The sequence below is a fragment of the Devosia nitrariae genome (assembly GCF_030160115.1).
Taxonomy (GTDB): domain Bacteria; phylum Pseudomonadota; class Alphaproteobacteria; order Rhizobiales; family Devosiaceae; genus Devosia; species Devosia nitrariae.
This window is the reverse complement of record NZ_BSNS01000020.1, coordinates 412679-426131: the sequence shown is the minus strand read 5'-3', so window position 1 is coordinate 426131 and position 13453 is coordinate 412679. Positions and strand designations below refer to the sequence as shown.

General features: G+C 62.1%; 17 protein-coding genes and 1 pseudogene. 11 read left to right on the top strand and 7 right to left on the bottom strand.

All coding sequences use genetic code 11. The annotated features are described in order from the left end of the window. The first annotated feature begins 23 nt into the window (after positions 1-23). From ftsH to QQK18_RS19255, 3 genes are all read left to right on the top strand, one after another. A complete protein-coding gene (ftsH, locus tag QQK18_RS19265) occupies positions 24-1883 on the top strand; it encodes an ATP-dependent zinc metalloprotease FtsH (protein ID WP_284341985.1) in 1860 nt (619 codons plus the stop codon). A 146-nt stretch (positions 1884-2029) separates the two neighbouring features. Further along, positions 2030-2167, top strand: coding sequence for a hypothetical protein (locus QQK18_RS19260; RefSeq protein ID WP_284341984.1), 138 nt, complete (start codon positions 2030-2032; stop codon positions 2165-2167). A gap of 83 nt (positions 2168-2250) precedes the next feature. Next, the gene (locus QQK18_RS19255) at positions 2251-2607 is read left to right on the top strand and encodes a hypothetical protein (RefSeq protein ID WP_284341983.1); all 357 of its coding nucleotides are present in this window, start codon (positions 2251-2253) and stop codon (positions 2605-2607) included. A gap of 207 nt (positions 2608-2814) precedes the next feature. On the opposite strand, the gene QQK18_RS19250 is transcribed toward QQK18_RS19255, so the two are convergent. Then, positions 2815-2982 (bottom strand): hypothetical protein, encoded by a 168-nt coding sequence (locus QQK18_RS19250; protein WP_284341982.1) that lies wholly within the window; start codon positions 2980-2982, stop codon positions 2815-2817. A 131-nt stretch (positions 2983-3113) separates the two neighbouring features. Between QQK18_RS19250 and QQK18_RS19245 the strand changes: the two genes are divergently transcribed. The 5 genes from QQK18_RS19245 to QQK18_RS19225 all read left to right on the top strand — a co-directional run bounded on the left by QQK18_RS19245 (position 3114) and on the right by QQK18_RS19225 (position 7128). Next, complete coding sequence (locus tag QQK18_RS19245; protein ID WP_284341981.1) at positions 3114-4655, top strand: PAS domain S-box protein; 1542 nt, start codon at positions 3114-3116, stop codon at positions 4653-4655. A gap of 23 nt (positions 4656-4678) precedes the next feature. Beyond that, positions 4679-5050 (top strand): response regulator transcription factor, encoded by a 372-nt coding sequence (locus QQK18_RS19240; RefSeq protein ID WP_284341980.1) that lies wholly within the window; start codon positions 4679-4681, stop codon positions 5048-5050. 43 nt (positions 5051-5093) lie between these two features. Continuing rightward, positions 5094-5516 (top strand): response regulator, encoded by a 423-nt coding sequence (locus QQK18_RS19235; RefSeq protein WP_284341979.1) that lies wholly within the window; start codon positions 5094-5096, stop codon positions 5514-5516. A 304-nt stretch (positions 5517-5820) separates the two neighbouring features. Continuing rightward, entirely contained in the window at positions 5821-6357 is a 537-nt protein-coding gene (locus tag QQK18_RS19230; protein ID WP_284342069.1) for an Hsp20/alpha crystallin family protein, read from the top strand. A 105-nt stretch (positions 6358-6462) separates the two neighbouring features. Beyond that, the gene (locus QQK18_RS19225; protein ID WP_284341978.1) at positions 6463-7128 is read left to right on the top strand and encodes a phosphoribosyltransferase; all 666 of its coding nucleotides are present in this window, start codon (positions 6463-6465) and stop codon (positions 7126-7128) included. On the opposite strand, the gene QQK18_RS19220 is transcribed toward QQK18_RS19225, so the two are convergent. Both QQK18_RS19220 and QQK18_RS19215 read right to left on the bottom strand, forming a co-directional pair. After that, positions 7109-7570: a host attachment protein gene (locus QQK18_RS19220; RefSeq protein WP_284341977.1), complete on the bottom strand. Its 462-nt coding sequence runs from the start codon at positions 7568-7570 to the stop codon at positions 7109-7111. The two genes, QQK18_RS19225 and QQK18_RS19220, sit on opposite strands and share 20 nt — an antisense overlap. A gap of 68 nt (positions 7571-7638) precedes the next feature. Beyond that, a complete protein-coding gene (locus QQK18_RS19215) occupies positions 7639-8076 on the bottom strand; it encodes a DUF3775 domain-containing protein (protein WP_284341976.1) in 438 nt (145 codons plus the stop codon). 213 nt (positions 8077-8289) lie between these two features. On the opposite strand from QQK18_RS19215, the gene QQK18_RS19210 reads away from it, so the two are divergent. Further along, complete coding sequence (locus QQK18_RS19210) at positions 8290-8937, top strand: BON domain-containing protein (RefSeq protein ID WP_284341975.1); 648 nt, start codon at positions 8290-8292, stop codon at positions 8935-8937. A gap of 107 nt (positions 8938-9044) precedes the next feature. Here QQK18_RS19210 and QQK18_RS27615 read toward each other — a convergent pair whose 3' ends face one another. Continuing rightward, on the bottom strand, positions 9045-9254 hold the full coding sequence (locus tag QQK18_RS27615) for a hypothetical protein (protein WP_379995932.1): 210 nt from the start codon (positions 9252-9254) through the stop codon (positions 9045-9047). A gap of 597 nt (positions 9255-9851) precedes the next feature. Next, complete coding sequence (locus tag QQK18_RS19200; protein WP_284341973.1) at positions 9852-10235, bottom strand: DUF2267 domain-containing protein; 384 nt, start codon at positions 10233-10235, stop codon at positions 9852-9854. Between the two features lie 177 nt (positions 10236-10412). Here QQK18_RS19200 and QQK18_RS19195 point away from each other — a divergent pair, with 177 nt between their 5' ends. Beyond that, a complete protein-coding gene (locus QQK18_RS19195) occupies positions 10413-11387 on the top strand; it encodes an alpha/beta fold hydrolase (protein ID WP_284341972.1) in 975 nt (324 codons plus the stop codon). A 122-nt stretch (positions 11388-11509) separates the two neighbouring features. Here the strand turns inward: QQK18_RS19195 and QQK18_RS19190 are convergent, their stop codons facing one another. Continuing rightward, a complete protein-coding gene (locus tag QQK18_RS19190; protein ID WP_284341971.1) occupies positions 11510-12229 on the bottom strand; it encodes a GNAT family N-acetyltransferase in 720 nt (239 codons plus the stop codon). Between the two features lie 227 nt (positions 12230-12456). On the opposite strand from QQK18_RS19190, the gene QQK18_RS19185 reads away from it, so the two are divergent. Then, on the top strand, positions 12457-12705 hold the full coding sequence (locus tag QQK18_RS19185; protein WP_284341970.1) for a YciI family protein: 249 nt from the start codon (positions 12457-12459) through the stop codon (positions 12703-12705). Between the two features lie 104 nt (positions 12706-12809). Here QQK18_RS19185 and QQK18_RS19180 read toward each other — a convergent pair. Then, a pseudogene (locus tag QQK18_RS19180) lies at positions 12810-13181 on the bottom strand (TCP-1/cpn60 chaperonin family protein); the annotation flags it as partial. Positions 13182-13453: the final 272 nt, after the last annotated feature.

Genomic DNA, 13453 nt, shown 5'->3' with positions numbered 1-13453 from the left:
CAGCGCCCCGAGGAGGCAATGGCATGGACAAGCGCCGCCAGTACACGCTCTGGTACTGGATTGCCGCCATGATCGTTTTCGCTGCCATCCAGTTCTGGCTGGCCTATCGCGCCGTGGTGACGATTTCCTATAGCGAGATGCTCGACTATCTCGGCAACGGCGCCATCGCTGAAGTGTCGATTTCGGACAGCCTCATCGAAGGCCAGTTCCACGAGCCGCAGGACGGATACGACTATTTCGTCACCCGCCGGGCGGACCCGCAACTCGTCGACCTCTTCACCGATGCAGGCGTGACCGTGCGCGGCTCAAGCGACGAGAACTGGCTGACGATGCTCCTCTCCTGGATCGCGCCGGCGCTGATCCTGGTCGGGCTCTGGTGGTTCGTGTTCCGCGGCGTTGCCGAGCGCGGGGGCCTCGGCGGCCTGACCGCCATCGGCAAATCCGGCGCCCGGGTCTATGTGGAAAAGGACACGGGCGTCACCTTCGACGACGTCGCCGGGATCGACGAGGCCCGAGCCGAACTCATGGAGATCGTCTCCTTCCTCAAGGACAAGGAGACCTATGGCAGGCTAGGAGCGCGCATCCCCAAAGGCGTGCTGCTGGTTGGCCCGCCCGGCACCGGCAAGACCCTGATGGCGCGGGCCGTCGCCGGAGAAGCGGGTGTGCCGTTCTTTTCGATTTCGGGATCGGAATTCGTCGAGATGTTCGTGGGCGTTGGGGCTGCGCGCGTACGCGACCTTTTCGAGCAGGCCCGCAAGGCTGCGCCCTGCATCATCTTTATCGACGAGCTGGACGCCTTGGGGCGCGCCCGTTCGCCATTTGGAAATCTCGGTGGCGGCGACGAAAAAGAACAGACGCTCAACCAACTGCTCTCCGAGCTCGATGGGTTCGACCCGCGCGTTGGCATCGTGTTGCTGGCGGCGACCAACCGGCCGGAGATCCTCGATCCCGCACTGCTGCGCGCCGGCCGGTTCGATCGCCAGATCGCCATCGATCGCCCGGACATCAAGGGACGCGCCGCCATCCTTGCGGTGCATATGCGCAAGATTAGGACAGCCCCGACCGTTGCCGTCGAGGAGATCGCCGCACTCACCCCCGGCTTTACCGGGGCGGACCTTGCCAACCTCGTCAACGAGGCGGCCATCCTCGCAACGCGGCGCCACGCCGACATGGTTTCGATGGACGATTTCACCGGCGCGGTCGAGCGAATCGTTGCGGGCGCCGAACGCAACCGGCTGCTTTTGCCCAGCGAGCGCCGCCGTGTCGCCTATCACGAGATCGGGCACGCCCTGGTTGCCGCCTCGATCCCCGGGTACGACCCCGTTCATAAGGTCTCGATCATCCCCCGAGCGATCGGCGCCCTGGGCTACACCATGCAAAGGCCGACCGAGGATCGCTACGTCATTACCTCGGGCGAACTCCTCGACCGAATGGCCGTACTGATGGCTGGAAGGGCGGCCGAGTTGATCGCTCTTGGAGACATATCGACGGGGGCTGCCGATGATCTGGCAAAGGCGAGCGACATCGCCCGCCAATACGTAGCCCGCTTCGGCATGCACGAAGCCACGGGCCAGGCGGCTCTCGAGCAGGCGAGGCAAACCTATCTCAATGTCGCCGAGCCGCGCGTGCAGCGCGACTATTCGGAAGCGACGGCTCGCGAGCTCGATATTGCCATGCGCGAACTCATCGCGTCAGCCTTCGAACGGGCAAAGACCATCCTCAGCGGCCGCCGGAACGATCTCGAACAGGGCGCCGGCCTGCTTCTGGAGCGCGAAGTGATCACTCCTGAAGATTTCGAGTCGTTGAGGCCTGCGCAGGTACCCGCGAGAGACGAAGCCCCTACCGCCGCTGCGCCCGCGAGGGCTGCCGGCTCCCGGGCGTAGATTGTCCTCCGCGCAGGTTGATGAAGGTCAATGCAGGTCTGCTTGTTGTCTGCAACTCTGGCCTGCAAACGAGGGAGTACGAGATGGACGGCGCTCCAAAACGCAACCGCCTGCTGCCGTGATTCATCGGCCTGGCGATAACCATCGTGGCCGTGGGATACGTGGGCTACCAGATGGTAGTCACAAACTGTCCCGTAACCCTGCCGGTCGTTCTGCTGGTTCTGGGTGTTGTGCCGATCGTCTATCTTGCTTTGATGTATCTGGCGTTCGTCAGCCAGGACTAGCCCGTCATAGGAAAGTTCTTGGATGCTTACCTTCGGACGTTCCGCGTCGCGATGAGCATCAGAACCACAATGGAGGCAAGCTTGTGAAGCCAGACACGAACGCTAAGGACGACCCCACGACCATGCGGCAGAAGCGGAGTCAGGCGCACCTCGACCACCTTCTCGATGAGGCGCTTGAAGATACGTTCCCCGCCAGTGATCCTCCCGCGATCCTTGAACCGGCCGCGGCCTCGAACGACCCCGCGCCACATCGCCCAGAGCGCGCGGACATGCCGACGTGGCGGGTCAAGGCATCATGGATCGAGGACGAGGCCGAAGCCAGCCAGCAATGGGAAGTGCGCGCCGCCACTGCTCAAGAAGCGGTGCAAGGGTTGGCAAATCACCTGCACTTCCTGCCCCATCACGTTGAGGCTACGCGCAAGGTCGAAGAGAAGGAATAGGGCGAGGGGCTCGCAAGTCACCGCCGGGAAGACAGTACATCAGTCCACGACATTCGGGCCGGGCGGGCTCGACATGTCCCTGGCGAGGGGGGCGAACGAAGCGCCCAGCCGCGCAGAGCCTTACGCGCTCTGATGGTATCAGAGCGCCGGCACTAGTTGCCGCAACGTCTCTTGCGAAAGCCGGCATCCACCTTTTCGCACGTTGCTCTAGTGTTTCCCCTTGTGCTGCTGTTGCTCGAGCTTGGCGAGCTTCTCTTCTTCTTCCTCGAGCAATTGGCGCAGGGTCGCCAGGCGAGTGTCGTCCGTCTCTTCGGCCATCCGCTTACGGAAATGCTCGATGTTGAGACGGGCCACCGCCATGTCCTGATCTTGCATCTGACCGTCCGGGTCATCATGAGCAAGCAGGATACAAAGGCGATTGCCCCTCAGCAAGGATTGCTTCAGTCTATTCTTTCGGGCGACCCTCTCAAGTACCATGGGGGATGCCCTCCAACTGGGACCGGGCCATGAGCGAAGGCGGCGGTATCAGACGCAGCTTCCCTTCCGTGACGGGTGCTCGGGCCTATTTGCTGGCGGTTGGCGCCGCGCTCTCGGCTGTGTTGGCTCGCCTTCTGGTGACGCCCGCCCTGCAGGACAGCCCGGGGTTTCCACTTTACCTGATCGCCGTCATTACAACGGCCGCGTTCGGTGGGGCGGGTCCGGCCATCCTTTGCGCGGCGCTGTGTGCGGCACTCTACGAGGCGGTCGTTTTTCCCCTCCATCCGATCGATGCTCCCGCGCATCTGGCGCAACTGGCGATCTTTGCGGCAACTTCGGCGGGCGTTGCCGCGCTCAGTCACCTGCTGCGCAATGCGCAGGCGCAATCGGACGCTCTTCTGGCAGAGCAGACGAGATTCGCCGAGGAGTTGAGAAGCCGGGAAGCGCATCTCAGATCAGTCCTCGATACCGTACCGGACGCGATCATCGTCATCGATGAACTCGGCAATATCGAATCTTTCAGCAAGGCCGCCGAGCGCCAGTTTGGCTACAGACCAGACGAAGTGGTTGGAAAGAATGTCAAGATCCTGATGCCGGCGCCTTATCGGCAAGCCCATGACGGTTATCTGGCACGGTACCGCGCGACAGGTGAGAAGCGGATCATCGGGATCGGCCGGGTGGTGGTCGGACAGCGCAAGGACGGCACTACCTTTCCGATGGAACTGGCAGTGGGGGAGGTTGCAGCGAGCGAGAGCCGGCATTTCACCGGATTCGTGCGCGATCTGACCGAGCTCCAGCAGGCCGAAGCCCGGCTGCAAGAACTGCAGGCCGAGCTCGTGCACATGTCGCGGCTTACGGCCCTGGGCGAAATGGCTTCAGCCCTCGCGCATGAGCTCAACCAGCCTTTGTCGGCATCCGCCAACTATCTCAAGGGCGCACAACGGCTTATCTCCGATCTCGGCGACTCGCGGTTCGATAGGATCAAGACGGCCCTCGGCAAGGCAGCCGAGCAATCCCTGCGCGCTGGCGACATCATCCGGCGCCTGCGCGAGTTCGTCGCGCGCGGCGAGGCGCAAAGGAGTGTCGAGAACCTTTCCAAGCTCATCGAGGAGGCGAGCGCGCTCGCTCTCGTAGGTGCCAGGGAGAAGGGGATAGCGGTGCACTACGAGCTCGACGACGCGGCGGACATGATCCTGGCTGATCGCGTGCAAATCCAGCAGGTGGTTCTGAACCTTCTGCGCAATGCCATGGAGGCGATGGAAGCCAGCCCCGAACGTCGGATGCTCATCAAGACGTCGCGAACGGCAGACGACACGGCGCTGGTTTGCGTGTCGGATACGGGCTCGGGCATTTCCGATGAAATGCGCCAGCAGCTGTTCCAGCCTTTCGTGACGACAAAGGCGCACGGGCTGGGCGTGGGCCTGTCCATCTCGCGGTCGATTATCGAGGCGCACCGCGGCAAGATCTGGGCGGAGCCCAACCCGAGCATCGGGACCTCCTTCTGTTTCACCTTGCCATTGGCAGAGGAGAGCGGGATCGTAGGCGCTGGCGCCTCGTCCACGTCTTCGTGAGAGGTCGCAGAGACAGGATCAGCATGCCGCAGGCCATCGTGCATGTCATTGATGACGACGAGGCAGTGCGTGATTCGCTCGACTTTCTGTTGGGCGCCAACCAGTTTCAGGTGAAAACTTACACTTCAGGTCGGCAGTTCCTCGAGACGTGGTCTGCAGAACGGGCGGCATGCGTCATCTGCGATATCCGCATGCCGGAACTGAGCGGCCTTGAGGTCGTGTCCGAATTGCGCCGCCGCGGATACGACTTGCCGGTGATCATCATGACTGGCCACGGGGACATGGCCCTTGCCGCCGAGGTCACCGAGGCCGGCGCGGATGGCCTTCTCGAGAAGCCCTTCAGCGAGGAGAGCTTGCTCGCCGCGCTCCATTCGGTCCTCAGCAGATCCATTTGATTTCGGTCAAGGCAGGCCACGGTGGGCGCGAATAGCCTCAATCATGATCGAAATGGCACACCGCATAGACGGACCAACAACCACCGAGCTCGCTCCGCTCGTCTATGTAGTGGACGATGACGTGGATATTCTCGGCTCACTCGCCTTTTCCCTCGGGACCGAAGGTTACGACGTGCGCGGCTACGAGAGCGCCGAGGCAGCTCTGCGTGATCAGGGCGAGACGTTCAACGCCGCACCCAAGTGCTGGGTCGTCGACTATCGCCTGCCCAACATGGATGGTTTAGACCTCGCGGTCGCCATACGCGCGATGGCCCCCGAGGTTCCCGTCCTTCTCATGACCTCACACCCGACTTCGACCGTTCGTGCCCGGTGCGCGGTACTGGGTATCCCCATCATAGAAAAGCCGCTGCTCAACGATGCCTTGGGCAAGGCGATCCGCCACGCGCTGGCCAGCCAAAAGCGCTGACCGCGGCCGCGATCTGCACGGGTGCCGTTCCGGATTAATCGGGCTCAAACGCGTGGACGCTGCCACCGTGCAGGACCTGCATCGGCGCCTGCGACGTGAATGCGCGCTTCGACCTTTTTCTCTCGACATCGATGCCAAGGGCAACTTGAGCCTGGTCTTGTAAGCAGGCTGACAGGGCGGCACGTCTTCACCTGCAGGAGGGCGCGCCCCAGTCACAAACTTGTCCTCACTTGACGCGCATCAAGCCAGCCGCGATCCGACGGAGTTATCCAAGGGATCATCCACCAGAAGGAGGACCCGACAAATGGTTGAGACTGCCACCAAGGTTCCGGTGAAATCGGAAAGCAACAAGCCCGCTCCGGCAAAAGCACCTGAATGGGGCCCCGTTGAAACTTTGCGAACCGAAATCGACCGGTTGTTCGAAGACTTCAATCGCAGCAACTGGCCATGGCCATTCCGGCCGCGCGCGTTTGGCGCGCAGCCGTTCTTCCGGCGCACCTTCGAGTGGGCGGCGCCGGCTGTCAACGTCGTCGAGAAGGACAAGGCCTACGAGATATCGGCCGAGGTGCCGGGCATCGACGGGAAGAACATCGAGGTGATGCTGCGCAACGGCAACATCGTCATTAAGGGCGAAAAGCAGGAGGAGAAGGAGGAGAAATCCAAGGACTACTACCTGCACGAGCGGCAGTTCGGTTCGTTTGAGCGCGCCTTTGCGGTTCCCAACGGAGTTGAAACCGAAAAGATCGAGGCGAGCTTCAGGAATGGCGTGCTGACTGTCGTCCTCCCCAAGACGGCGGAGGCCCAGAAGCCAGAGAAAAAGATCACGGTGAAAGCGGCGTAGCGCCGCCCGGGCTGCCTGCCACAGCGCCGCAGGCAGGCAGCCCACTTCTGTTTATCATGGCCCGTCGCGCGCGGCGCCGGCGGGCGCCACTCCCCGGAGGAGGCGATGGGTTTCGTTGACAGGCAGGACGCCGGCCGCCGGTTGGCAGATCTCCTCGGGCCCTACAGGGCCGACCATCCGATCATCCTCGCCCTGCCGCGTGGAGGCTTACCCGTTGCCGCCGAAATCGCCAGGGCACTCGATGCACCGCTCGATCTGGTGCTGGTTAGAAAAATCGGGGTACCCCAACAGCCCGAGCTCGCCGCTGGAGCCGTGGTGGACGACGAGGAGCCGATCATCGTGCGGAACGAGGACGTCATCAGTATGGCGGACATTTCCGAAACCGACTTCAACCGGATTAAGGACGCAGAGATCGCCGAAAACCGTCGTCGTCGCGCGATATACCTCGGCAACCGTCCGCATCCGGAGCTCAGGGACCGTACCGTGATCGTCGTCGATGATGGCGTGGCAACGGGTGCGACTATGCGCGCAGCGCTGCGTGCGTTGCGCAAGCGGCACCCCCGGCTTCTGGTTTTTGCTGTCCCGGTTGCGCCGACCGACACGATCGAGCGACTGCGCAGTGAGGCCGATCGGGTCGAGTGCCTCGAGTCCCACGTAATGTTCGATGCCATCGGCACCTTCTACCAAGATTTCCGCCAGATCGAGGATGCCGAGGTCATCGATCTGCTGTCGGGCGCGACGCCCGCACCCTCTACTGCAACTCGCCCATAGCGGTCAGTTGCCGCTCGATCTCGTTTGTCGGCAGCTTCACCCAGTCCTTGGCGACGTCAGTAAACAGCACAGCCCGTGTCGTCGGCGAGAGCGCATCGCGCAGCATTCCCAACGCCCTGGGCGGCGCTATGACCGCCACATGCTTGGCATGCCTTTCCCGGACCAAGCGGTCGAGGAGGTGCGCGGTGTCGCCAAGGAACCGGGCCTCGGCTTCAGCGTGCCAGTCCGTCTCCTGCGTTCCGCTACGCGATCCGTCCATGCTGTCGAAGACGCGGGTCGGTCGGTCCGAACCGAACTCGCGGTTGGGCAGATGCGGCTCGACACGCACATCGAGCGCATTGAGGTTCAGGTTGCGGTCATCGCCCATGTTCTCAAAGACAAGAGCCTTGGAGCCGTCGCAGACGAGGTTCAAGGTGCCGGTGGGAAAGAGGGTGCGCGTCATTTTCTTTCGTTCAGGGGTCTTGTTGTATCGCCGTCATTCGAGCTGCCATCGTCGGGCCGGAGTCTCGATTACAGGTGTCTGCGTTCCATGTCGCTGCAGGAGAGGCCGAAGGCCGTCAGGCCCTCTTCCAGATAGTCAGAGAGCAGGGGGAGCCCGAGGAGATATCGCCAGGTGCGGCCGGTGCGCGCCTCTGCGGCTGCTTTCCGCAAATCCTCCCAATCGGTGATGTCACCGTCGCCGCGCCCAAGCCAGGCCAGCGCGACGAGGTCGATCTGCTCGTCCTCGCTGAGACCCGCAATGGCTGCGGCAATTTCCTGACGAACGGGATCGTCGGGATGATCCTCGAGCACCGAATACATCCTGTCGTCGGCGGGATTCGAAGCCGGATCGGTCTCGCTCGGCTCGTCCTTAGCATCGTACTCGCGGGCCTTTATCGCTATGAAGCAGACGTTTTCGGGCGATATCGCCAGCTCGGGTAGCCCGGTTTCGCTCGCAGTATCCGTCATCGTGTCCGGTTCCTCGCTTTCGACCATCATCATGCGGCGCCAGGCGTTTTGGATTGATGCAAATCAAGAGCATGGATCGCATACATCGCGGAAAGCCAGCACTGCTGCATGATCGGCAAGGGAGCGCATGTTCTTGAGCTGGATCAACGCCGCTCCGACGGAGATCGAGTTGACTCTGTTGGCACCAATCGTGGATGCGGCAAGGAGGAAAGGATGAAAGACAGTATCCTTCGACAGAGCATCATGGATGAGCTCGAGTTCGAGCCCTATATCGATGCCAACGATATCGGCGTCGCCGTGGAGGACGGCGTGGTAACGCTGACCGGTCACGTGCCGAACTACGGCCAGAAGCAGGCCGTCGAACGGGCCGTGGCCCGCATCAAGGGCGTACGGGCGATCGCGCAAGAGATGCAGGTTCGCCCGCCGGGGACCCCGGGGGTGTCCGACGACGAAATCGCCAAGCACGTCGTCAATACGCTCAGGTTCAGCACCCTCGTGCCTGCCGACAAAGTACATGTCAGGGTCCAGCAGGGCTGGGTCACGCTGACCGGCAATCTGGAGTGGAACTACCAGAAGACGGCAGCAGCCGACGCCGTCCGCGATATCAGGGGTGTGAAGGGCGTGGACAATTCAATCACGCTTTCGCGGAGACCCACGTCGTTGGACGTCAAAAAGCACATTGAGGATGCACTCAAACGCTATGCCGAACTTGAAGCCGAAAAGATCAAGGTCGAAGTGGTCGGGAATACGGTGACCCTCAGGGGAACCGTTCGTGCTCTCAGCGAACGTAGTGCCGCCGAGGATGCCGCGTGGGCCACGCCGGGTGTTCACTCAGTCGACGATCGCCTCACGGTCTCATGATCGCTATACGCTCAGCTGCGCCGCCATCGGCGCAGCTGCTCTTCGGGAAACAACTTGCACGCCCGCAGCAGATTCTGACACGCGAGGCGGTGAGGCGCCGCTGCCAGTCAGAGCCTCGATTGATGACGCGGCATCGCGCACACGCCCTCGGGCTTCACGGACATGAAGCCATGCAGCGTGGCGACCGGCGGCCCGGCTTCATTCGCCGTTGCGAGGATGGACGGGCCGAACCGTGCTGGCCTGCACCCCCTCTCTCCATCCTCGGGTACGAAAGTAACCGGCGAGCCGACCTGCAGCCGATCGAATCCGCCGTTGATGACGGCGTTGCGATGGAAGTAGACCTCCTGGGCGTCATCGGCCTCGATGAATCCGTAGTCCTAACCCGCCACGAAGCGCGCGACGCGCCCGCCGGTTTCACCGGCATGGACCTTCACCTGGCCACGCATCCTGCGCGCGGTATCCTCAATCTGGCGGTGTGCGGCGGCGAAGGCTTTTCTCACCGCGACCAGGGGGTGCTCGTTTTCCGGCTCGTCCCCGTGGGTCCTGTCGACGACGATGTCATTGTGGCGCGGCATGGCGATGCGAAGGTCAATTCGTAGACGTCGCCATGCCGATGACGGGTCTGCGGTCCGATGACGACGACGCGGCAGCTGGTGATCCTGTCGCTGAACCGCTCGAGGCTGTCGACCTGGCGCTAGATTTCCGACCGCAAAGTCTCTGAAGGCTCGCAGTTCTGGAATGTGATCTCCACAGGAACCTGCATGTTGGCGTGCTCCTTTATGAAGGCATTTCAAGCCAATTCCCGGCTCCGCCCGCATGGACGGGGAGCCGGGGCCCGACTCGAAATCCGACGTCGATCTCAAGCCCGTTGAACAATCTTCGGCCACAGGCTTCGCAACGCCGTTGGCAGTTGATCAACCAGTTTGGCCGTTTCGCCGACATCGAGCTGGGTCGAGATCACCTCGAACACACCCTGCGCCACAGTTTTCGGATCCATCGGGAAGGCCGGCGGCAACTCGGCGGAAATGCGCGCGTAGAATTCGTCTCATCTTCCAACCCTCGAAGAAGAGGCCACGGATCAGCATCGGAAGTTGCGCGGACATGTGCACGGCACTTTCCGGCGCCAGTCGATCGCGCAGCGCATGCAGCGTTGCCCGCAGCGCCGAATAGGCGTGGCGCCGGTCCTCGAAGTGCAGGCGCTCGGCCACTGCCTTGAGCCAGATGTTGGCCTCTTCAATCGTGTGATTGAAGCTCGGATGTCCGCTCATTTGAGCCGCTCCCTCGTCCTCGGCCGACACTATCCGCTGCCGGCTCGCGCATTGTTGCTGAGCTCGGCAGGCTAGCCCTGTCGCAGCGAGGTGATTTGATGTCGGTCAATCCCGTCTCTCCACTTGACCCTGCTCAATCGTGCCTGGTCCTGCACCGATATGCTCGGACACCTGCGGCCGGCATGGCCGTGAACGTGGGAGGCGAAGATGGTTACACGCAGAAGAGTGCTCGGTCTCGGCATCGCGGCGGCGGGTGTTGCGGCCGTCGGCGGAACGACGGCCTGGGCGTATGGTGACGCAATGACGAAGGCCGAGGCGCTGGTGGCGCCGGAGTTGAGCAAGGTGATCCGCTCGCGCTTCGGCGATCTTGAATACGCTGAAGCGGGCAGCGGAACACCCTTGTTGATGGTGCATGGTACCGGCGGCGGCTTCGACCAAGGCCTGTTCTTTGCTCGGCGTTTCAGCGAGGCCGGCTACCGCGTCATCGCTCCATCGCGCTTCGGCTATCTGCGTTCAGTGTTCCCGGCCGAGCCGTCGTCGGAAAACCAGGCGGATGCCTTCGTCGACCTGCTCGATACGCTCGGGATCGAAAAGATCGCGATTGTCGGGGGCTCGGCGGGGGCGCTGTCGGCCATGGCCTTCGCCATCCGGCATCCCGACCGCTGTGATGCGCTGGTGCCGCTGATCCCGGCGAGCTACGTTCCCCGGAACGAACCGGTGCAGTCGGTACCGCCCGACCAGATGCAGATCGCCATGGCCGTGCTGCGATCAGACTTCTTGTTTTGGCTGGCGATCGTCCTCGCGCCGGACCTTTTGACCGAGGCGCTGTTGGCGACCAAGCCCGCACTGATCAAGGCTGCCGACCCGGCCGAGCAGGCGCGGGCGAGGCATATCCTGGAGTCGATCCTGCCGGTCAGCCGCCGTGCGCAAGGCCTCATCAACGATGCGCGGCTTGCCGGAAATCCGGCAAAGATGGCGATCGAAACCATTACCGCGCCGACGCTTGCCGTTTCCTTCGAGGACGACGGCTTCGGCACTGCGGCCGCCGCACGCTATATCGGCGAGCATGTGCCCGGTGCTCGGGTGCAGGTCTTCGCCGAGGGCGGGCATATCGGCATCGGGCACGATGCTGAATCCTTCGCGCTGATCGACGGGTTCCTGCGAGAAATCGGGTACAGGTGATCTGAGGCGCGAGTTCGCATCGTCGCCGATTCCGTTTTTCGCTTCCTCATCTATGGATCGGAGGTCGATGATGCCAAAACAAGGACGCAAATACTCGGGATCGCAAATGTGCGTGCCCTAAGTCATAGTTTTCCCATTGCTCCGGGGTTTCCTCCCATCGAAGATGGACATAGCTCCCCATCGAAAACGGCAGGGCCAAAGGGCACTCCTCGACCGTTCCAGACGGTCGCAACTGAAACCAGACCGGGCGCCCATCGGCGTCCGGAAATGGTCAAGGGGACAAAACGGGACCACGGCATCCTCAGCAACCACCGCCTGCGGAACGATGAAGCACGAGGGCAGAGTCCCAGCAAAGTTGAAAACAGTGTCCAGTACGGGGCCGACTGCGGACCGTCCGCTGCCAGGCCATAGTTTGCCATTTGCGCGAGCCCATCTGGCACGAACCCTGCCGCAGGGTTAGCCACAACGTACAGGCGGTCTACCCCGAGTGCCGACAATTTCCGCGCTATGAAGTCCGTCAGTTCGGTGCCAATGCCCTTGCGCCAGGAATCGGGTTCGACAAACATCGCCACGAGGTCCGCTTGGGAGAGGTTTAGCTCAACGCTCGCTACAGCAAATCCCGCGAGACGCTCTCCACGTCGAGCCGCCACGAACACGTTGCCCTCTGACAGGCGCCCACTGGTTTCTTCGATAACAATTTCAGGGTTGGCTATGAGCGGCGCTCGTATGGGGTCAGGATAGCCTGCGTTCACCGATTGCATCTGCACCCTGATCATCGCCGGAAGATCGTCCGTCGCTGCCATCCGAATGTCGGTGTATGCGTCCTCATCGAGTGATGACACTCACAACTCGGTCGAGAGCACAGACGGGGCGGCATGGTTGCCAGTAACCGCTAGTGGCGCCAGCAGACGTCCGGTTCTGGCCCCAGCAGTCATTGATCTCCCCTAAAATGCGGTAGCTTTACGCGCTGTTAGGAGGATGTAGTGGCTCGATATCTAGCGCTGTACATGGGTTCGGCTGCCAACGACAAACAGAACGACGAACCGACACCGCGACCGAACAGAAAGGAATGGCGGCCTGGGGGCAATGGGCGAAGGAGCTCCGCGGCTCTATTGTGGATCCGGGCGCACCCTTGGGAAAGACGCTCAAAGTTAATCAGAGCGGCGTCTCCAAGACTGCGAACCTCATCACTGGCTTTGTCGTGGTCAGCAGCCACGAGGAAGCAGCCGCAATTTTCAAGCGGCACCCGCACTTCGCTGTTGTTTCCGCTGACAACTCCGTCGAGATCATTCAGTGCATGGAAATGCCTAGCACCTAGGGTCGTTCGCCGACTAGCGACGCGCAGAGGACGTGAGGTTGCGCCGTGTAAGGTCGCCTACAATGTGTAGCAGGTGAACAACCCTATCGTCGCGACCTGCTCCCTTCTTTGCGGCTCCTGATCGGTTTGGAAAGGCCCTTGAGCGTTTCCACGACCCGCCTGGTCACGAGATCGAGTCCTCGTTTGAGGTCGATCGCGCTTGCACCGTCGACAACGTCGCGAACCCCATCGGCCAGGATCGCGTGCGCAAGGATGGTCGCGGTACCGGTGCCATCGCCGACAAGATCACCGGTCTTTCGGCGGCCTGCCGCAGCATACGGGCTCCGAGATTCTCCTCGGCATCCTTGAGTTCAAATTGCTTCGCGATGGTCACACCGTCATTGCAGACGCCCCCATTTCTTCTGGATGAGCACGGACTTCGAGCGCGGTCCAAGTGTGACTCTTACAGCGTCGGCAAGCTGTGTGGCTCCCCTCAAACTCGTGTCACGGGCCTCGGAGCGAAAGAGAACCTGTTTTTAGGGCATCGCAGTGTGCCTCTTTCGTTGTGCCCCCTCGCGTTGACCGACGGTCAGCGCTTGGGATGACGTTGATCTAGCGCCTAACGATCACTGAGTGTGGGGCCGGACGCGTTGATTTCGTTCAAGGGGCCACTCCTGGTGTTCCTGGCGGAAGCCGCCCGTGCCGCGACCTGCAGAATCCTTTCTCTCAACACACGGTCGCTGATGCCCTCCATCTGGGTGCGGCCAAG